19 protein-coding genes are annotated in these 20,005 nt (G+C 47.2%); 11 read left to right on the top strand and 8 right to left on the bottom strand.

Annotated elements, in window-relative coordinates; all coding sequences use genetic code 11:
- Nucleotides 1-44: 44 nt before the first annotated feature.
- The 7 genes from FS628_RS08305 to FS628_RS08275 all read left to right on the top strand — a co-directional run bounded on the left by FS628_RS08305 (nt 45) and on the right by FS628_RS08275 (nt 7,866).
- Complete coding sequence (locus FS628_RS08305) at nt 45-1,388, top strand: ABC transporter substrate-binding protein (protein WP_145320720.1); 1,344 nt, start codon at nt 45-47, stop codon at nt 1,386-1,388.
- A gap of 157 nt (nt 1,389-1,545) precedes the next feature.
- The gene (locus tag FS628_RS08300) at nt 1,546-2,436 is read left to right on the top strand and encodes a carbohydrate ABC transporter permease (protein WP_145321477.1); all 891 of its coding nucleotides are present in this window, start codon (nt 1,546-1,548) and stop codon (nt 2,434-2,436) included.
- A gap of 26 nt (nt 2,437-2,462) precedes the next feature.
- Entirely contained in the window at nt 2,463-3,305 is an 843-nt protein-coding gene (locus FS628_RS08295; RefSeq protein WP_124117106.1) for a carbohydrate ABC transporter permease, read from the top strand.
- A 56-nt stretch (nt 3,306-3,361) separates the two neighbouring features.
- Nucleotides 3,362-4,783: an arabinan endo-1,5-alpha-L-arabinosidase gene (locus tag FS628_RS08290; protein WP_145321475.1), complete on the top strand. Its 1,422-nt coding sequence runs from the start codon at nt 3,362-3,364 to the stop codon at nt 4,781-4,783.
- A 533-nt stretch (nt 4,784-5,316) separates the two neighbouring features.
- Nucleotides 5,317-6,297: a glycoside hydrolase family 43 protein gene (locus FS628_RS08285; RefSeq protein WP_145320718.1), complete on the top strand. Its 981-nt coding sequence runs from the start codon at nt 5,317-5,319 to the stop codon at nt 6,295-6,297.
- 195 nt (nt 6,298-6,492) lie between these two features.
- Nucleotides 6,493-7,338: an EcsC family protein gene (locus FS628_RS08280; RefSeq protein WP_145320716.1), complete on the top strand. Its 846-nt coding sequence runs from the start codon at nt 6,493-6,495 to the stop codon at nt 7,336-7,338.
- Between the two features lie 39 nt (nt 7,339-7,377).
- Entirely contained in the window at nt 7,378-7,866 is a 489-nt protein-coding gene (locus tag FS628_RS08275) for a prolyl-tRNA synthetase associated domain-containing protein (protein ID WP_145320714.1), read from the top strand.
- A gap of 122 nt (nt 7,867-7,988) precedes the next feature.
- Here FS628_RS08275 and FS628_RS08270 read toward each other — a convergent pair whose 3' ends face one another.
- The 7 genes from FS628_RS08270 to FS628_RS08240 form a co-directional block, all read right to left on the bottom strand.
- Nucleotides 7,989-9,263 carry an MFS transporter gene (locus FS628_RS08270; protein ID WP_145320712.1) on the bottom strand — a complete coding sequence of 425 codons (1,275 nt, stop codon included), beginning with the start codon at nt 9,261-9,263 and terminating at the stop codon, nt 7,989-7,991.
- Nucleotides 9,264-9,688: 425 nt separating this feature from the next.
- Nucleotides 9,689-10,180, bottom strand: a complete 492-nt coding sequence (queF, locus tag FS628_RS08265; protein WP_145320710.1) for a preQ(1) synthase — start codon at nt 10,178-10,180, stop codon at nt 9,689-9,691.
- Between the two features lie 108 nt (nt 10,181-10,288).
- Entirely contained in the window at nt 10,289-11,062 is a 774-nt protein-coding gene (gene queE / locus FS628_RS08260; RefSeq protein ID WP_145320708.1) for a 7-carboxy-7-deazaguanine synthase QueE, read from the bottom strand.
- Nucleotides 11,055-11,546, bottom strand: coding sequence for a 6-carboxytetrahydropterin synthase QueD (gene queD, locus FS628_RS08255; RefSeq protein WP_145320706.1), 492 nt, complete (start codon nt 11,544-11,546; stop codon nt 11,055-11,057). Before queD ends, queE begins: the two co-directional genes overlap by 8 nt.
- Entirely contained in the window at nt 11,543-12,223 is a 681-nt protein-coding gene (gene queC / locus FS628_RS08250; RefSeq protein ID WP_145321473.1) for a 7-cyano-7-deazaguanine synthase QueC, read from the bottom strand. The genes queD and queC overlap by 4 nt, the downstream gene beginning before the upstream one ends.
- Nucleotides 12,224-12,596: 373 nt before the next feature.
- A complete protein-coding gene (locus FS628_RS08245) occupies nt 12,597-13,301 on the bottom strand; it encodes an AIM24 family protein (protein ID WP_145320704.1) in 705 nt (234 codons plus the stop codon).
- An 18-nt stretch (nt 13,302-13,319) separates the two neighbouring features.
- On the bottom strand, nt 13,320-13,775 hold the full coding sequence (locus tag FS628_RS08240; RefSeq protein ID WP_145320702.1) for a hypothetical protein: 456 nt from the start codon (nt 13,773-13,775) through the stop codon (nt 13,320-13,322).
- Nucleotides 13,776-14,105: 330 nt separating this feature from the next.
- Here FS628_RS08240 and FS628_RS31315 point away from each other — a divergent pair, with 330 nt between their 5' ends.
- The 3 genes from FS628_RS31315 to FS628_RS08230 all read left to right on the top strand — a co-directional run bounded on the left by FS628_RS31315 (nt 14,106) and on the right by FS628_RS08230 (nt 16,308).
- Nucleotides 14,106-14,273, top strand: coding sequence for a hypothetical protein (locus FS628_RS31315; protein ID WP_186327743.1), 168 nt, complete (start codon nt 14,106-14,108; stop codon nt 14,271-14,273).
- 207 nt (nt 14,274-14,480) lie between these two features.
- Nucleotides 14,481-15,185 (top strand): hypothetical protein, encoded by a 705-nt coding sequence (locus tag FS628_RS08235; protein WP_145320700.1) that lies wholly within the window; start codon nt 14,481-14,483, stop codon nt 15,183-15,185.
- A 151-nt stretch (nt 15,186-15,336) separates the two neighbouring features.
- Entirely contained in the window at nt 15,337-16,308 is a 972-nt protein-coding gene (locus FS628_RS08230) for a helix-turn-helix transcriptional regulator (RefSeq protein WP_145320698.1), read from the top strand.
- A gap of 67 nt (nt 16,309-16,375) precedes the next feature.
- Here FS628_RS08230 and FS628_RS08225 read toward each other — a convergent pair whose 3' ends face one another.
- On the bottom strand, nt 16,376-17,047 hold the full coding sequence (locus FS628_RS08225) for a 3'-5' exonuclease (protein ID WP_145320696.1): 672 nt from the start codon (nt 17,045-17,047) through the stop codon (nt 16,376-16,378).
- Between the two features lie 493 nt (nt 17,048-17,540).
- Here FS628_RS08225 and FS628_RS08220 point away from each other — a divergent pair, with 493 nt between their 5' ends.
- On the top strand, nt 17,541-19,325 hold the full coding sequence (locus tag FS628_RS08220) for a proline--tRNA ligase (protein WP_145320693.1): 1,785 nt from the start codon (nt 17,541-17,543) through the stop codon (nt 19,323-19,325).
- Nucleotides 19,326-20,005: the final 680 nt, after the last annotated feature.

The raw sequence follows: 20,005 nt of genomic DNA, 5'->3' as shown, positions 1-20,005 counted from the left end.
ATCCAATTGAATACGGTTACAAATCCAGATCAGGAGGGGTTCAGATGGTAAAGAAAAAGAATTGGGTCACATTTATGCTTCTTATGCTGGTAAGTGCACTGGTACTTGCGGGCTGCGGAGGAGGAAGCAGCGGTGCAAGTGGGGACAAGGAGTTAACGTTTATGTTCCGCGGGGGCACAGATGAGCAGAAAGCATACCAGGCGGTGGTCAAGAAATTCGAAGAAGACCATCCGGGTGTGAAAGTCAAAATTATTGTAACGGCTGCAGATCAATATGCAACCAAGCTGAGAGCGGCAATTACAGGCAACAGCTTGCCTGACGTATTTTATTTTAACCCAGGCGATATTAAGGCCTATGTGAACAGCAATGTTCTCATGAATCTTACACCTTACATTGAAAAAAATGCGGATGTTGATTTGAATAACATCTGGAAATATGGAGTGGATCTATACCGTTATGATGGCAAGATGGCAGGACAGGGTGATATCTACGGCATGCCGAAGGACCTCGGGCCATTTGCACTAGGCTACAACAAGACTTTGTTTGAAAAAGAAGGCATTCCACTCCCTGACAAGGATAAACCATATACATGGGAAGAGTTCATTAAGGTGAATCAGCAAGCGACCAAGGATACCAACGGGGACGGTAAACCGGATGTATTCGGTACAGGTTTCAACGTACAGTGGGCACTGCAATCCTTTGTATGGAGCAATGGCGGGGACTGGCTGGATGAGAGCAAAACGAAGGTAACCATTGATGATCCGAAATTCGCAGAAGCTTTGCAATTCTTCGCGGATATGCAGAACGTATACAACATTACACCTTCCATTGAGGAAGCGCAAACATTGGATACGTACCAACGCTGGATGAAAGGCGAAATGGCCTTCTTCCCTGTAGGTCCTTGGGATATGAGTACATTCGAGAAATTGCCTTTCGAGTATGATTTGTTACCTTTCCCTGCGGGATCGACTGGCAAGTCGGCTACGTGGATTGGTTCCCTGGGAATCGGGGTATCTGCGAAATCGAAACATCCGGAAGAAGCGGCAGCATTGGTGAACTACCTAACCGCTTCGAAAGAAAGTATGCAGCAACTGGTAGATGCCAAGGTACAGATTCCGAATCTGCTTGATATGGCAGACGAGTGGGCCAAAGATACATCCACGAAACCATCCAACAAGCAGGAATTCATTGATATCGTAGAGGATTACGGACGTTCTTTGCCAGGTAACTACACGTACAATGCGGAGTGGTATGACCTCTTCTTCACAGACATCCAGCCGGTATTGGATGGCAAGATTACAGCCGCAGATTATGTGAAGCAGCAACAGCCAAAAATGCAGAAGCTGCTCGACAAAGCGGTTGAACAGGAACAGAAATCTCAGAAATAGTAGATAGGAAAGGGTGATGCCGGCAGCCTGCAATCATGCTGCTGGCATCATTCGTATTGGGTATTATTGGATTCCATACGGGCATGTGGCATTCGTTGATCGGCAAGGTTCAATCGAAGAATGCCACATGCTGATACTAGAAACAGGGGTGAACGCCGTGATTACGAAATCGAGTTTGTATCGCAAAGAGATGCTGTACGGATATCTGTTTATCTTACCTCCGATTCTTGGGTTGCTGATCTTTGTCATGTTCCCATTCCTCTACTCCTTCTATGGTTCCTTTACCGACTGGGATGGACTGGGGCAGATGAACTTTATCGGATTGGCCAACTTCAAGGACTTGCTAACGGATGACTTATTTTACAAAGCGATGTTTAATACATTCTTCCTGATGCTCGGGATCCCGATTGGCCTTTTGCTGGCATTGTTGCTGGCTATGGGTTTGAATCGTAAAATTCCCGGGACTACGACCTTCCGTGTCATTTATTATATTCCGGTCATCTCCTCCCTGGCTGCGGTGTCCATCATGTGGAACTGGGCGTATAACGGGGATTACGGTCTGGTGAACCAGTTCCTCGGCCTGTTTGGCATTGAGGGTCCCAACTGGCTCGCGAACAAAGACACAGTCAAACCAGCACTGATTATTATGACGGTATGGAAAGGTTTGGGATACACCATGTTATTGTACCTGGCAGCGCTGCAAAGTGTATCACGTACATATTATGAGGCGGCTGAACTGGATGGAGCCAATGGGTTCCAGATTTTCCGCAATATCACCTGGCCGATGGTGAAGCCTGTTACCTTTTTCCTCGTCGTTACGAATATCATTGGCGGTTCCCAGATCTTTACCGAGATGAACATTATGACGCCTACAGGTGGTCCTGAATATTCATCGGCTTCGATTGTCTTCTACATTTGGCAGAAAGCCTTCAGTAACCTTCAGATGGGTTATGCGTCAGCCATGGCTATGATTCTTGGTATTTTCATTTTTGTCATTACCTTGGTGCAATTCAAAATGAACGAAAAATCAGCTTATGATGGGGATTAATTGTCAAGGGAAGGAGTGAATCGGAGATGTCTTACAGTCAAAAAAGGAATTTAACGAACACGATCATTTTTATCGTACTCGCGATCGGTGCCATTGCGATGGTTGCACCACTGATCTGGATGCTATCCACTTCATTGAAGGAGAAGCAGGATGTATTCGCGCTTCCACCTGTGTGGATACCTGAAGTGTTTCAATTTGGAAAGTATAAGGAAATATGGGAAGCAGGCCCTCTGCTAAGCGGGATCAAAAACAGCCTCATTGTCGCGGTGAGTGTAACGATCGTCGGTACGTTTACATCCAGTATCGCTGCGTTTGCTTTTGCCAAATTGAGGTTTCCACATAAAAACAAACTGTTTCTTGCTTTGCTTGCTTCCATGATGATTCCGTATCCAACAGTCATGATTCCACAATTCATGATGTTCTCAAAACTTGGCTGGACAGATACATTATTGCCGCTTATTGTACCGGGGTTGTTCGGTAATGTGATTATGATCTTCTTCCTCCGGCAATATCTGCTTAGTGTGCCAGATGCCATTATTGAAGCAGCCAAAATTGATGGAAGTTCCTATTTCCGTCTCTATTCCAGTATTACATTCCCGTTGATTAAACCTGCCGTTGCTGCACAGTTAATTCTGTGGTTCATGGGGATCTGGAACGATTATCTCGCACCGATTATCTATCTGAACTCACCGGAGAAGCAGACGCTGCAGCTGGTTATAGCGAACTTCAATGCCACGTATGCAATCCAGACGGATTATCCACTTATTATGGCAGCGTCGATTGTGGCTCTGTTACCGGTATTAATCATCTTCCTGATCTTCCAGAAACAGATTATTGAATCGGTTGCCATTTCGGGAGTTAAGGGATGAATCAGCGGAAGAGATTCCGAGGGTGGACATTTTCGAAGAGAGGGGTTGTTGCTTCCATGTTGCTGTTGTTGATTACTGGGGCTACGGGTTGTGCTGGAGAAGGGGCGGGAGAAACGGTGCCCCGTCCGGACTTTCCTGAAGCTCCCCAAGATACTCAGCTGTATGACACTTCCATACTGGATGATGAATCCCGTTGGACGGTGAACAATGCGCATGATCCGGCCATTATCAAAACCGATCAGGGATACTACGTCTATTCCACAGACGTTCGTGTAGCAGGAGAAGCGAAACCCGGCGTCATGGTACGCAAATCAGATGATCTGATCCACTGGAAGTGGGTAGGTCAGGCTCTGCCGGGCATTCCGCAAGAAGCGCTGGATTGGACAGGTGCACTTAATCTATGGGCACCCGATGTGATCCAGGCTGGCGATACCTATCGGATGTATTATTCGGCTTCTACTTTTGGCAGTACCCAGTCGGCTATTGGTCTTCAGACATCGTCATCTCCCGAAGGGCCTTGGACAGATGAAGGACTGGTAGTGCAAACTTCTGCCAATGAACAAGACAAACTGAATGCGATAGATGCCAATCCCATTGTGGATGCCGAGGGCAATTCGTGGATGGTATACGGTTCGTTTTTTGACGGTATCTATATTGCGCCGCTGGATCCGGACACGGGGAAATTCAAGGACGAGGGTTATGGTACCCGTATTGCCGCTCGGGATCGTGCTACCGAAGAAGGTGCAGTCGAAGGTCCGTACATTGTGTATAACCCGGAGTTCAAAAAGTATTATCTGTTTGTCTCCTATGATTCCTTATTCGAGGACTATAACGTGAGGGTTGCGCGTGCTGATTCAATCACAGGCCCGTACACGGACATAAACGGCAATAACATGCTGGATACGGAGCATCTGCCGCAATATGAGATTGGCACCAAAATTCTCGGCGGTTATCGCTTCACAGAAGGCGAGGGCTGGGTTGCGCCCGGACATAACTCCGTTCTGAAGGACGGAGACGATTATTACATCGTGCATCATGCACGGGGCGAGACGGATAAAAACTGGCCATATCTGCATGTACGCAAAATGTTATGGACCAAGGACGGCTGGCCTGTCGTTTCACCGGAGCGTTACGCCGGTGAGACTGTACAGGACATTCCGAAGTCCATGATTGCCGGGGAGTGGGAAGGCATGGCGCTTGATCCGTCCGTGGACGGGCAGATTCAAGCCGTGCCTTATACCCTAACGGACAACGGTAAAATTCAAAGCGAAAACGGTTCAGGAACCTGGACGTTTGATGGTAAACAAACATTGACACTAAAGTGGAAAGAAAGCCCATGGGGCGGAGCTTCCATAGAAGAGCTGAAGCTGCTGCCGTCTTGGGACTGGGAGCGAAGCCAATCTGCGCTCGTAGTGACAGGACTCAATGACCACGGCGTGGCGATCTGGGGCAAGCAAATCAGCGCAGCTGAGGAATAAGGGGCGAGCTGCTGCGCCAATGGTGCACAAGCAGTGAGTGGGAGGAAGGAGCCGCAGGAGCGAGTTTGGCATCCGATTTCAACCGCCAGGAGCGGTGAAAAAAGAAATCGGAGGACAAGAGAGCACCAAGTCCCTACCACCCTCGAACGTCCGCTGTGCACCCAAAGCTGGCCTATAGCTCTGCGGCCAGCCCTGCATTACACGGGGAGAGTTGACCCTGCGAACGGTCAACCCCATAAGACCGAGCCACAAAAAAGGCTCGAAGTGAGGTTGTAACCCAGCGAGCGCGGTAAGAGCGAGCTGCCGCTCCAAAGGTGCACAAGCAGTGAGGGGAGGAAGGAGCCGCAGGAGCGAGTTTGGCATCCGATTTCAACCGCCAGAAGCGGTGGAAAAAGAAATCGGAGGACAAGAGAGCACCCAGGGCCTACCACCCCCGAACGTCCGCTGTGCACCATGTCTTGCCTTTTCTTTTCACGTATGCGTTACATTCCTAACTCCGAGCCATCACACACATTTGAAAGGGGAGCATTCCCATGACTGATTCCATTACCTTTACTAATCCTATCCTGGAGCAGCGTGCTGATCCGTGGGTGTACCGTCATACAGACGGTTACTATTATTTTTCCGCATCAGTACCAGCCTTTGACCGGATTGAGATCCGACGAGCAGAGACGTTGGAAGAGTTGAGAAATGCTGAGCCGGTAACGGCTTGGACGAAGCGTGACACAGGGCCAATGAGTGCCAACATCTGGGCACCGGAGATTCATTTTATCGATGGCAAATGGTACATACACTACGCTGCGGCTCACACCAGTGAGACCAACGAAGGTCTGTTCGATCATCGGATGTATGTTTTGGAGAACGATTCTGCGAATCCACTTGAAGGAGAGTGGGTAGAGAAGGGGCAGATTTACACCCGGTGGGAATCATTCGCGCTGGATGCAACGACCTTTGAACATAAGGGAATCCGCTATCTGGTCTGGGCGCAGAAAGATCCCGATATTGTGGGCAACTCGAACCTGTACATTGCCGAAATGGAAAACCCATGGACGATACGCGGTGAACAGGTCATGATCTCTACGCCAGAGTACGATTGGGAGATCATCGGCTTTAAGGTCAATGAAGGAGCAGCCGTGATGCATCGGAATGGGCGGTTGTTTATCGGCTACTCGGCCAGCGCGACCGATTATAATTATTGCATGGGTCTGCTCACCGCAGATGAAAATGCCGATTTGCTTGATCCGGCAAGCTGGGTGAAATCACCCAAACCGGTATTCCAGACTTGTGAAGCGAACGGCCAATACGGTCCGGGGCATAACAGCTTTACGGTGTCACCGGATGGCAAGACCGATATTCTGATTTATCATGCGCGTAATTACAAAGACATCGAGGGTGATCCCTTGTATGATCCGAACCGTCACGCCCGTGCTCAAGTGATTCAATGGCGTGAAGATGGCACACCTGACTTCGGTGTTCCGGTTCCAGATGGAAAAGCAGTAGCAGAAACGAAATAAGAGGTAGTGAAACCTTAAATACGAGAGCCCTTAGTTAGCGAGTGATGCTGATTAAGGGCTCTTCCGTATGTGAACGATAAGATAGAAAGGCCTGAACATATGTGTCCTGGAAATAAAACAAAGCAACCACAACGATGATTTCTGCGTATGAGAAAGATACAGATTACGATACACAACCTATTAGGAGGATCACATATGGATTCACGCGAGACGTTGGACAAGGAACTTGAACAGATTTTGAAATGGGAGAAACAGCAGAAAGACTTGTTTATTTGGGATAAAATCGGGCGTTTGCCCTTTGCGATGTTGGATAAAGTGATGCCTAAAGCGCTAAAACAGAAGATCGGAGATTCCCTGAACGACGTCGGTCAGTATGTGCAGAATGGGGGCAAATTTCTCGTACAGAAGAAAAAAATAGCCAAATTGCTGCAAGAGGAAGCTGAGAAGTCTGGTTATTCCATGATGGATACGACCGATCGTCTGGAGCAGGAAGCAGAAGCTGAGGGCACAGCCAAGATTCATAGTGTAGAGAATCTGCCACTTCAGGTGCTGGACCAGGTGGCTGATAATATTACCGAGAGTCGAACGAAGTTTGCCGCGGCTCAGGGAGCAGCTACAGGGTTTGGTGGCATAGTAACCATTGCAGCAGATATTCCGATGGTGATGGGGCTTTCTCTGAAGGTACTTCAGGAGATGGCACTATGTTACGGATATGATCCGGATGAGCCGCTGGAGCGCATCTTTATTGTCAAATGTCTGCAATTCTCTTCCGCTGATATTGTAGGCAAGAAAGCGATTATTGAAGAACTCGCAGCTTACGATGATCCGGACAAGCCCATTGAAGTGGTATCGCAGATGCAGGGCTGGCGGGAAGTTTTTAACTCCTACAGTGAATCCTTTGGCTGGAAGAAGCTGTTCCAACTCGTTCCGATTGCCGGCATGGTATTCGGTTCGGTGAGCAACAAAAATACGATTCGTGATGTAGCCGAAGCAGGTAAAATGCTGTACAAAAAACGGCTGATCCTTCAGCGTTTGAAATAATGTACAGAAGAATACTTAAATGAAAGAGATGAATTTTACATGTTAAACAAACAGGGTTTCTATGATCTTTTGGATCGCAATAATATCGTTTACGAGAGCATTGAACATCCCGCAGTATACACGATGGAGGAAATATTCTCTTATCAAATTCCACATACAGAACATATCGTTAAAAATCTATTTCTGCGTGATGACAAGAAGCGCAACTATTATCTGGTGACGATTGCTGGAACGAAGTCCGTTGATTTGAGAAGTTTAAGCGAAAAGATACCTAGCCGCAAACTCAGTTTTGCCAGCGAGAAGGATTTGTTGGAATTCCTCAGATTGGAAAAAGGGCATGTCAATCCAATGGGGGTTCTCAATAATATTCAGAAAAACGTAACCGTAGTCTTTGACAAAGATCTAGTCGGTCAAAAAATTGGAATTCATCCCATGGAAAATACGGCGACGGTATTCCTTGAATTTGAAGATGTTCAGGCACTGATCACAGCTCATGGCAGCAGTGTTGTCATGTGTGATGTTGAATAGAACGTTTGTAGCTAATTACGAGAAAACAAATATAACAAAAAGGTTCCTGCCGGTCTGTAAATACAGAGTTGGCGGGAACCTTTTTGTTATGGTTCAATTTTTATTCAGGCTGCAAATGTAGGTTACTCTTCACTACCATTTTCTTTCGCCCAGATATTCAGTAATTTATCGGATGGAAGCAGGAATGTGAAGATCCCGAGCAGTGGCAGGAAGCTGCACATCTGCATTACCGGTGATACGTCGAAGACATCAATCCAGTTGCCCAGAACAAGTGCACCCAGACCTCCCATACCAAATGCCAGACCAGTGATCAGGCCAGAGACCGTTCCGATTTTGCCTGGAATCAGCATTTGTGCATAGACAACGGTAACCGAGAAGCTGGATAACATGATAAAACCAATAATGGTTAGCAGTACACCTGTCCAGAACAGATTCGCATAGGGCAACAACAGCGCCAGTGGAGCAGCTCCGGCCATGGACAGGAAGATCAGGTTGCGTTTGCCGAATCGATCCGCCAGTGGGCCTCCGAAGAACGTACCCAGTGCTCCGGCAGCCAGGAACAAGAAGATATAGATCTGCGCGTCCTCTGTGGACAATCCAAAGGTATCTTTCAGATTAAACGCATAGAAGCTGCCGATGGAAGCGATATACCAGGAACGAACAAAGACGAGCAAGATTAATATCGTAATGGCGGCAGTAATCTTTTTGCGCAAAGCAGGATTGGGTGCACGACGAGCAGCAGCCTGTCTACGCAGGTATCCACCCGATTGCAGCATGCGTCCATACCAACGGGCTATGTAGATCTGGACTGCAATCCCCATGGCAGCAATGCCTGTAAATCCAATAGCTCCGAACAGTCCAAACGGGATAAAGATCCAGCGTGTAAGCAATGGGGCAAGGGATTGCCCAGCGTTACCACCAACCTGGAAGATGGACTGTGCCAGTCCACGGCGTTGACCAGCAGCCATGTGCGATACACGCGAACCTTCCGGATGGAAAGCAGCGGAACCCAGACCGACAAAAATAACGGAGATCAGGACAGCCATATAACTGTCAGCAAAGGCGAGCAGCAACATGCCGGTAAACGTAAAACCCATACCGATGGGCAGAATGGACGGCGTCGGTTTTTTATCAGCAAACCAGCCTACGACAGGCTGCATAATGGAAGCGGTAAAGTTGATAGCAAATGAGATCCATCCGATTTGAGTATAGGTGAGATGCATGGAGTCTTTCAGAATCGGAAAAATGGCGGGAATGACCGACTGGATCGAATCATTGAACAGATGAACCAGACTGATCGCAATGAGTATCCGGTAAACGGTGCTTTGGGCATCCAATCCGGGTGGGGCTTTCGAACGCGCTGTGGCGTCCTTGGTTAATGAGGTTTGTGTAGACATGTACAATTCTCCTTTGGTCGCGGTCACGAGGGATCAGCGCCTGATGTTGTAATATATGCGTGTAAGCATATTATTACATAATAGGATAGATTGATTGGACCGACAAGGGGAACAAGAGAAAACGTACATTTACAACAGAAACGTATTGCTTTAGCATCTACTGTAAGAAGATCCATATTTATGTGTAAGAAGGCCAGAGGAGGGATGGATATGAAATCGCTATCACCTTATGTTTCTGCCAAACGTGAGCTGGTGATGACCATTGTATATATGACTGTAATAACGTTTCAGGCATCGAGAGACTGAGGTTCTACGGGTTTAAACTAAACAAAGAAAAAGCCGGACTTCTTCAGGTTTGAAGAGTTCGGCTTTCCTGTGTCCTATAATTTGATTTTATTTATAGCAGAATTGATTTACACACCAGTTTAACGATTATCAATCGTTTCCGGATACATATCATGATTCATCATACGATGCTCAGCCATCTGCTCATACTTCGTTCCCGGCTTACCATAGTTCGTATAAGGGTCAATGGAAATGCCGCCACGCGGTGTGAATTTGCCCCATACTTCAATGAAGCGCGGGTCCATCAGCTTGATTAGGTCGTTCATGATGATATTCACACAATCTTCGTGGAAATCACCATGGTTGCGGAAGCTGAACAGGTATAGTTTGAGCGATTTGCTCTCGACCATTTTCACATCCGGAATATAGCTGATATAGATCGTCGCAAAGTCCGGCTGACCCGTGATTGGGCACAGACTAGTGAACTCCGGGCAGTTGAATTTTACAAAATAATCACGGTACGGATGTTTGTTATCAAAGTTCTCCAGGATTCCCGGATCATATTCAAACGTATATTTTACGTTCTGGTTGCCCAGCAACGTCACATCTTGCATCTCATCAGGTTGTCTCATCGGTTCGTAAACGCTCCTTGTTTCCGTCAAAGCCCGAAGCCTCGCGGTATATATAAATAGGCATTTTTGCCTGTTTAACTCTCTTATTGTCTCCACCCATAGAGCCCATTAGACGCCGCGTTTGTTGCCCCATACCAGCGTGTGAAGCTGTGGAAGCACACGAACGTTGTTAAGCTCATCGGAAGCACTGACTTGGTCAATCAGCCACTCATAACGTGCAAGCAGCGAGGATGCCAGATCTGGCGTGTCGGCGGAAGTCACATCCGGGTTCCCGGTTTGTAAAAATAAATCCGTGCCCGGATACCGTGCATGCACACGGCGGGCATAATCCAAGTCTGTCTCATCGAAGATCACGATCTTCAGACTATGACTTCGTTCCACCGGGCCAGCGGCGAGCCGTTCGATCAGATCATCCAGCACGGCCCAATCGGTGTCCATGCCGGAGCTGGGTGGCTTGGGCGAGACGGTGACTTCGTCAATGTCCGCCAGCCAAGGCTGCCAGCGGGAGCCCTGTGTCTCCACCGCGGTGCGGATGTCGTTCTCCCGCAGCAGGGCAACCAATCCGCCCAGCGAAGCGAGCAGGGCGGGATTACCGCCGGAGATGGTGACATGGGAGAAACGCGTGCCGCCAACGCGGCGCAATTCTGCCCATACGTCCTCCGGCGTAATCATCCGAATCTGGTCCTTGCCACTGCCGTCCCAGGTAAAGGCCGAGTCGCACCAGGAGCAGCGATAATCGCAGCCCGCGGTGCGAACAAACATCGTTTTTTGCCCGATGACCATGCCTTCGCCTTGAACCGTCGGACCAAAAATCTCCATCACAGGGATACGAGCTTCCTGGTTGCGTTCGCGCGACTGCCTCTGTTCTACAACACTACTCATCGATCATCCACTCCCTTCTCGCCTCAGCGTAACTGGTGGGTGTCTCGAAGAGTCGGACAAACTCTGTCCGCCCACCATCTGTCAGCCCGACATAGGGCTCCGTCTGTAGCGCATGTTCCATCTGTTCGAACAGCCAAACGACCATATTTTCAGCCGTTGTATTCATTAAAGGAAGTGTCTCGTTGAGGTACTGATGATCCAGATATCCCTCAATCTGAGTTTTCCATATATCTTTGATATGTCCAAAATCAACCGTCAGCCCGGTTTCACCCGGATAACCGCTGATACCAAAAATAACTTTATACGTATGACCGTGCAGGTTCTTGCACTTGCCTTCATAACAATGCAGATGATGTGCCGCGTCAAAAGTAAACTCTTTGCTGACCAGTACACGCTTACGGTGATATCTCAGTTGTGTAGGCAGGATGTCCTCGTCAATTCGCTGCAATCGCTCAACAATACGGAACGTTCCAGGCTCTCTCATCGCACATCCACTCCCGCCGATTCAGCAGCAGTACGCTGCTGTACATAGCGATCCAGTCCAGCTTTGCGCAGTTTGCAGGCAGGGCATTCTCCGCAGCCATCGCCAATCACACCGTTATAACAGGTCAGGGTACGCTCGCGTACATAATCAAAGGCACCGAGATCGTCCGCCATCTTCCACGTTTGAGCTTTGTCCAGCCACATGAGCGGCGTATGAATGACGAATGGATAGTCCATCGACAGGTTAAGTGTCACATTCATCGATTTCACAAATGAATCCCGGCAATCCGGGTATCCGCTGAAATCCGTCTCGCATACACCTGTAACCAGGTGACGTGCTCCTTTTTGCTTCGCCATAATGGCTGCAAAACTGAGGAACAGCAGATTCCGTCCATCCACAAATGTGCTCGGCAGTTCGCCTTCTTCATGGGTAATCTCTACATCCGTGCGAGTGAGCGCATTGGGTGCAAGTTGGTTTAACAAGCTCATATCCAGCACCGTTTGCTGTACGCCCAGATCGCGAGCGATCTCTGATGCACACTCAATCTCCAGCTTGTGGCGCTGACCATAATCGAACGTAACGACCTCAACTTCGGCAAACTGTTGTTTGGCCCAGAACAGACAAGTTGTACTATCCTGACCGCCGCTGAATACAACGACTGCTTTTTCTTCGTTCAACATAAAAAAACCTCTCCATCTTCTTGAGATCAAACTATGCGCATAGGCACAGAGTGTCGGAAGAACAGAGAAGTTCATGAACTGGCATCCATCAAAAAACACACCTTCTCCATAACCGCTTCAAAAAAGCAGGCAAGAGTAAGTGTCCTTAGTTTTTTACGTACATGATTGCATGGTGACTGCAACGTGTACGCAAGACTTATACTGACCATCGCATGGTCAAGTCTTATAGAGGGAGTTCGCGAACCTCTCCCATGCCACAGGCATGGATTTTCTTCTTCAATTGTCTGAACCATTATAACATGAAACCGCGTGGTGACCACCCCACTGGAGCATAGTGGCAGCTAATCGGTCGGATTCATCCTACAACAGCTTACTTGATCAGTACATTACCGAAAGGGATCACTTCTTTCAGAATTCGTTTGAACAGTCCCTCGTCGTTGAGATCCTGTTCCAAACGGTGATTCTCACGTCCAGCCTGAAAGAGTACAGATCCATGTCCTGTCATCTTCCAATGATAATTCATATGCTGACTGGCAAGGTTGTTACCATATACGGTGAGTTCCAGATGTGCATTTTCGGGATAGGCAATAATGCTGCCAGCATCCACATAGAGCGGGGCAGTCGGATGCAGTTCCTGCTGGCAGACTTGACCTTGGGTAAGCAATCCGATTTTGCCTTTGCCGGAAAATTTCATTTTCACTGCATCACGGGTGATCAGCATGTTTTTGATTTTCTGAATTTTGGTATGCATGGTTACACCATCAGAGTAGAAGAACAGGTGGCGGAAGTCATAGAGCAGATCACTATCCTCCGTGAGCTCCACTTCCTTCATGGTGAATCCGGGAGGCAGGGCGGCCACAAATTGGCAAGGTCCGGTGATTTCGGATTTAATCAGCTTTTTTTTGCGATATATGCCCGTGATATTCATGAATTTATCATTGCGACTACCACTCGGACCTCGGAAGGCCACAATCTGCTGCGGATGCAAAATATGAAGGCGGTCATCTTGAATCAGTGAGAACGTAACAACTTGTCCCGCTCCGCCTGCTTCAGCATTGTTCAGGTGTATGTTCATGCAGTTGCTCCTGTTCTTTTATACTCGGCCCGAACGGCGACGCATTCCCCAACGCATCACACGAATCAGAATAAAGTAACCCAATATGAGTGATACGACAGTGATAATCATTGTCTGAATTCGTTTGCTGGCAGCAGCTTTGGCATTCTGATCATCCTGCAGTTTACTTACCATTTCAGTGAGTTTCTGGTTCTGGGCCAGCAGCTGTTCATTCTGGGTCTTGAATGCTTCGACATTAGCCTGGGCTTGTCCCAATTGGGCAGAGGTTTGATTTAGTTGCTCCATCGTTTGCTTATAACTTTCCTGTAGAGCGTTCACTTCTCCGGGCAGTTCGGAGACTCGCTCCCATCCGCTATATATATCAGTAAAAATATTGGCACTGGCTGCACTTACTGAGGATGCTATTGAAACGGTAAATAGAATGCATGTGGTGAATAACACCCGAATGAAATAACCCTGAGTGGATTTTGGCATCGTTAACACCTCTTTCTTCGGTTAGATATGTCGATTGCCGAATTCGTCGTCTAATGTTGAAATACGGCTCTTACATTATACGTCAAAACCGGGACGATGGGTTCAAGATGATATCGTTTTATTACCCGAAATATTTAAAATTATTTATAGTAAGAGCTGTTTAGCTTATAAATCTGTGGGGTAATAGTAGGATAGGCAGCACACCGGACCGTTTTAACACATCTTATACTTCAGTTCCGGGTGCATGCTATTCACAAATACGCAATTTAATGAACGATACCAATATATCCGATTGAATATAAGATCGTGAACATGAAGGAGTAGAAACATATGTATACAGCAGATCAGAACACATCAACCAAAACAATTATGATCACTGTTAACGGAGAGCCAGTGGGACGTAAGCTGGTCATTGACAGTGTCACCTATGCTCCGGTAACCGAAGCAGATAGCGCACAATATTTACACAAAATGGGAATCGATCATCCTACTGTTTAATTTGGGACTTGTCATAGATAAGTGATTGAAAAGCTTGGCATAGCGCCAGGCTTTTTCGTCGTTTATTGTCGTATTGAGACGGATTTAGGGATATAAAACTAATATATTGGAAAAATTTAATGAGAACATTTGTTCCGTGACAATATAGTGTCCATTCACCCTGATAACTTAGAAGATAATACATATAAATCGGGGGAGAGACTACCAGTGAACTCAGTCTTTGAAGTATCTTATTCGTGGAATAAAGAGGCCATACCGACAGGGGGAGCCGACCCCGTATATATGATGGTAGAGTGGCGTAACGGTGCCCCTGCCAAAAGACTTAGGAAAATAGCACCCAAAATTGTATCAAGAGATTTGGAACTTTTGCTCAAACCGGAATTTGGAGTACAGCTAAAAGGTATCTATGGATGTCGTTCCAAAGAAACGGATATTGGCTGGGTACTGAGGCTTGGCGATATGTACAAGGGGGAAAGCAAGCAAATTTTGCTTGAATTCGTCATGGGACCCCGTGTATCAGGAAAAGCTGCCGTATGTTCAGCCTATTGGAGCACAAGGAAGTTGAAGCAAAGTCAACGCGTATTGTTACGAAGAGAACAGTTGTATATTCAATACACCAGTCATCTGGGCATGTTGCGACAGCCGGAAGATCCCAAGGTGGAGAAGACGATCAAATTAAGTGAAACGGTGCCCTTGATCAAACAAGCCCTGCGCGCCTACGAAAGAGGCCGGGTTCAAGAGGGAAGTAATATGTTGCGTCGTCATGCAGATGCGCTGTTAATTGAAGCTGCGCGGAAACAGGATCTGGACTATTACGCGGAAGCCGAGATCGTTGAAAAGCTGCGTTATCACTACGGGATCACGTTTACAACCGGATATCATGATCGTGAAAAAAAGATATTAGGAGAATAGGGTTGATTTCAGATGGTAACGGTATAGAGAGAGTCTACATATTTGAAGGTGAAGTTTAGGAAAAGGTCGAATGTATGTATCAATATCATATTAAACAATGGATGGAGTTGTATCAAATTTATTGAAACAACATCGTGGAGGGTCCGGCAAAATGACAGACCGACTAATCCGATTAATGCGCATTATAACGCTGGTACAGGCCAAGCCGGGCATTCTGGCACGTGAGCTTGCCGAGCGATGCGAGACGACGGAAAGGACGATATACCGCGACATGGAGGCCCTCAGTGCAATGCATATCCCGATCGCCAATATGGGACACGGGCAAGGGTACATGTTTATCAGCCAGTTTGCCATGTATCCGCTAAATTGGTCTGATGAAGAAGCCCAAGCTTTCATGCATCTTGCTGAAGTTATGGAGAATATTCGTCCTTTGCTGAAACCTGCTTTTGAGAGCGCTTATGAGAAAGTAGTTGCTGCGAGTCAGAAAAACAAAACAGAACGAGTGGAATGGTCGGAGCATATTAGTAGATTGTTTAAACTGGGATTGCCTGCATGGCAAGATGAGAGAAATGATCCGCAGAATCAATCTCTAATTACCCTGCTTCATGCCGGCATTTCACAGAACACCATTGAAGGGGAATATCTGTCTCAAGGTAAAAAAGGGATCGTACGCATAGATCCTTACTGTCTTATCCCTCGCGAGTACAGATTTGAGCTGTTAGCGTATTGTCACCTGTCGGAGAAACTTCGAATTTTTCAGGTAAGCCGGCTGCAGAGGATACGAATATTGCCACGCACGTTTCGCAAAGAGGATCATCTCATACAATCGCACTTCCGCATTCCTTGGGCATACGAGGGAAGTACGGAGTGGACAGCGTTCAAAATTCGATTTGCACCCCATGCTGTGGAGCGTGTGATGCAGGAGCAATTCTGCATAAGCCCCATCTTAACCATTGAACCGGAAGGCAGCCTGTTATTTGAAGCTATATTAAGTGATGTTGAGGAAATTCTCGTATGGGTATCTAAATATGGACCTGATGCGGAGATCATCGAACCTGAGATCTGCCGCATCAGGATGAAAGAACGCCTGAACAGTTGGCAACAAATGTACGACAGAAATTGAGATTTGCATGCAATCTGAAGCAATAACACAGATGTTAGAACACCAATAAATTCAGAGCTGTGGCTGGCTACTCTTTGGTTTTGAATAGGCTTGCCAGATTGCCAAAAGGTGATTCTTTCTCTTCATCTTCTGTGGAGCTGGAATAGACGACCTTGGATGTAATTCCCTCATCATCCGCTGCACAATTGTTTTCCAGCGTGAAGCGATCAAATTGATGCATGAACACCTTGGCTGTGTTGATGGCATCATCCAATGCGCGGTGCTGGGTACCATCGAATTCGATGCCGCAGATTTCAAGAGCCTGCGCGAGTCCGAGTTGACGGAACTTGCCTTCTTTGCGAACGGTGCGGGACCATTGCTGCTGGAGATCGTTATGATTAGTAATCCAGGCCACATCGAGCTGGTGGGTGCGACAATGAGAGATTAGTTTGCTGCGGTCATCCGGTCCCCAGGAACACATGTAATAGGGTTCGCTTCCCATCCATGCGATGAATTGATTCAGTGCTGCTGGAAAAAGAGGAGCTGCATCAATATCCTTCTGCGTGATGCCTGTGAACTGGATCGTGTCGGTAGACAGGACGGATTTGTTGGAAGGACGAACGTACGTATGGAATGTATCTGTAACGGCCAATCCATCCGCACTCTCCGTAACTTTGACGGCACCGATATCAATAATTTCAGAAGAATAGCGAGTATTACGGCTTACTGTGAATTCAAGATCATATATAATATATGGCATAGGACAAGCTCCTTTATCAATTAATACCCAGGGTATATTTCTATTCCTCTATATTACAGGGAACGTGCTGTCATGTCAGCCATCGATGTGGAATTCATTGTACTTTATGTTAACGTGGTATGGTTGACAATTTCTTGTAAATGAACTAATGTGGTCAAAAATGATAACAGCGTTATAACGAGGACATGATTGTGCAAGCCAGCTTCAACAGAGAGGGAACAGTGTGGTGCAAGGTTCCTGTAGCTGCTTCATAATTCCTACCTCGCGAGCTGCGGAAGAGAATGCCCATACAGGGTTGCAACCTCCGCCGGCAGGGCCCGTTATGCCCCGTAGGACTGCATGCTACAGATCGCATAGATTGCGAGCAAACGGTTTAATGTGCAGTTAAACAAGGGTGGTACCACGACACATTCGTCCCTTGACGGATGTGTCTTTTTGCTGTTTATAACTTTAGATAACCAATAACAATAAGAAAAACTAGGAGTGTGTTCAGATGCGTCAAAGTGAAATGCTTGTTCCAACATTACGTGAAGCGCCAGCGGAGGCAGATGCGGCAGGACATCGCTGGTTACTGCGTTCCGGTATGATTCGCCAACTGGCGGCGGGAATTTACAGTTATCTGCCCCTCGGACGGCGCATATTGCTGAACGTTGAACGGATCGTTCGAGAAGAGATGGATCGTGCGGGGTGTCAGGAAGTATTGCTGCCGATTATGCAGCCTGCCGAGTTATGGGAAGAATCCGGAAGGTACACACAGTATGGTCCTGAATTGATGCGTCTGAAGGATCGTCATGCACGAGAATTTGCCCTTGGACCAACACATGAGGAAGTCGTAACTGCTTTAGCGCGGGACGAGGTGAGCTCGTATCGCAAGCTGCCATTCACCCTGTACCAGATCGGAACCAAGTTCCGGGATGAACGTCGTCCTCGATTTGGATTACTGCGCGGACGAGAATTCATCATGAAGGATGCGTACTCTTTTGCTTCGGATTGGGAAGAGCTTGATCGTACCTATCAGGCGATGAATACAGCTTACAGTCGCATTCTGGAGCGTTGCGGTCTTGACTATATCCGTGTTGAGGCGGACGCGGGAACGATTGGCGGTCAAGGAGAAACACACGAGTTCATGGCTCTGGCTGACGTAGGTGAAGACACGATTGTAACCTGCAAGCATTGTGGATATGCTGCAAACTTGGAGAAAGCTGATTATCAGACTTTCGGAGATATTGGGAAAAAAGAAGCAAGCTCAGAAATTCCAGAAGTCTCTGCGAGTGCAGATTCCACGCTTCAGACGGATGAGCATTCAGGAGAGGAAACCGTGGTACGTATCTCAACACCTGGCGTTCGTACGATTGCAGAGTTAAGTTCCTTTATAGGTGAAGGTGCTGAACAGATGATCAAGACGCTGCTTTATGTTGCAGATGGTCAGCTTGTCGCTGCGCTGGTGCGTGGAGACCATGAACTGAATGACATCGCACTAAAGCAGGTGTTGGGTGCAGAGGAACTGATCCTTGCAGACGATGCAGCCATTGCGGCACATCCGAACCTGAAGGTAGGTTTTCTGGGTCCGATTGGACTGAATCTGCCGATGGTGCTGGACGCTGACGTGGCAGTGATGAAGAGCGCAATTACAGGAGCCAATGAAGTGGATATGCATGTTTCTGGCGTACGCCCAGGCATTGATTTTGCATTGGAGCGAGTAGAACGAATTCGCTTTGCTGCTGAAGGGGATGCTTGCCCAACGTGTGCATCGCCACTTGTGTTTACCAAAGGTATCGAGGTTGGACACATATTCAAATTGGGAACGAAATACAGTGATGCCATGGGGGCCTCCTTCCTGGATCGTAATGGTCGCCAGTGCGCGCCAGTTATGGGATGTTACGGAATTGGCGTATCCCGCCTGATGGCTGCGATAGCTGAACAATATGCAGGAGATGAAGGCATAAGATGGCCTGCCGCTGTGGCGCCATATGATGTGCATCTGATTACAGTGAGCTGGAAGGATGAGCAGCAACGTCAGCTCACCCTTGAACTGGAACAACAATTGGTCGAGGGCGGTTACACGGTATTGGTGGATGACCGGGATGAACGTCCAGGTGTGAAATTCAAGGATGCAGAGTTGATTGGCTTACCTGTGCAGATCGTTATTGGTCGAGGGGCAGCCGAAGGGCAAGTTGAACTTGGATCACATGCGCTTGCAGCATTAGGTGAATCGAAACGAATGGGGATGACGGCACAGGAGGCTGTGCTTTATGTGAAAGAACAGCTCACTTCCTAGATAAGTTGAACTAATCATATACACAGAAACGTAGAGGACAGAAAAAAACTGAAAAAGCGAAGCGTTCGCCTTTATCTCCGGATTTTTCCCTTCAGAAAAGGGAATCAAAAAAATCTGGGGATAACAGCGATTGGAAGGTTATTCTGTCATCGGAGTGTCCGTGTGAATATATCTATAGTTCAACTTATATAGATCTATGGGATTTGCTAATTATATGAGTTCACATAATAGTACCGATTATCATGCGGTAGATGATTTTGATTGCTAAATTTCCAATGAGAGCAAGAAAAAGAGGGCCATAGGCATACAAATAGGCAGGATTCCAACTATCGTATCATACGAAATAACTATATTCGGATAGTTGTATTCAGTGTATACAAATGATTTTATGATTAAGGGTTTAAAGATGATCGTACTCAGGCAGATTGATGTGCAAGTATGCAATACTGAGAAGACAGAGATGTCGAAATTAAATGTGCAATAACCGCATGAACACGGTAATTCTGGAGAGTTTTTATATAGTTCGTTGTCGAAGGCACATGATAAAGTTGCTCCATGAAGTCCTCACTGGGATTTATTTTTATCTCAGATGATTGCCAAGATCAGCAGGATATGTCCACAGGGAATGTTCCTTTACCCGATGTGGGTGGATGTTATGAACTAATTACAAAAGGGTGTCC

The sequence above is a fragment of the Paenibacillus xylanexedens genome, from assembly GCF_007676705.1.
Lineage (GTDB): Bacteria > Bacillota > Bacilli > Paenibacillales > Paenibacillaceae > Paenibacillus > Paenibacillus xylanexedens_C.
This window is presented reverse-complemented; position numbering and strand designations above follow the sequence as displayed.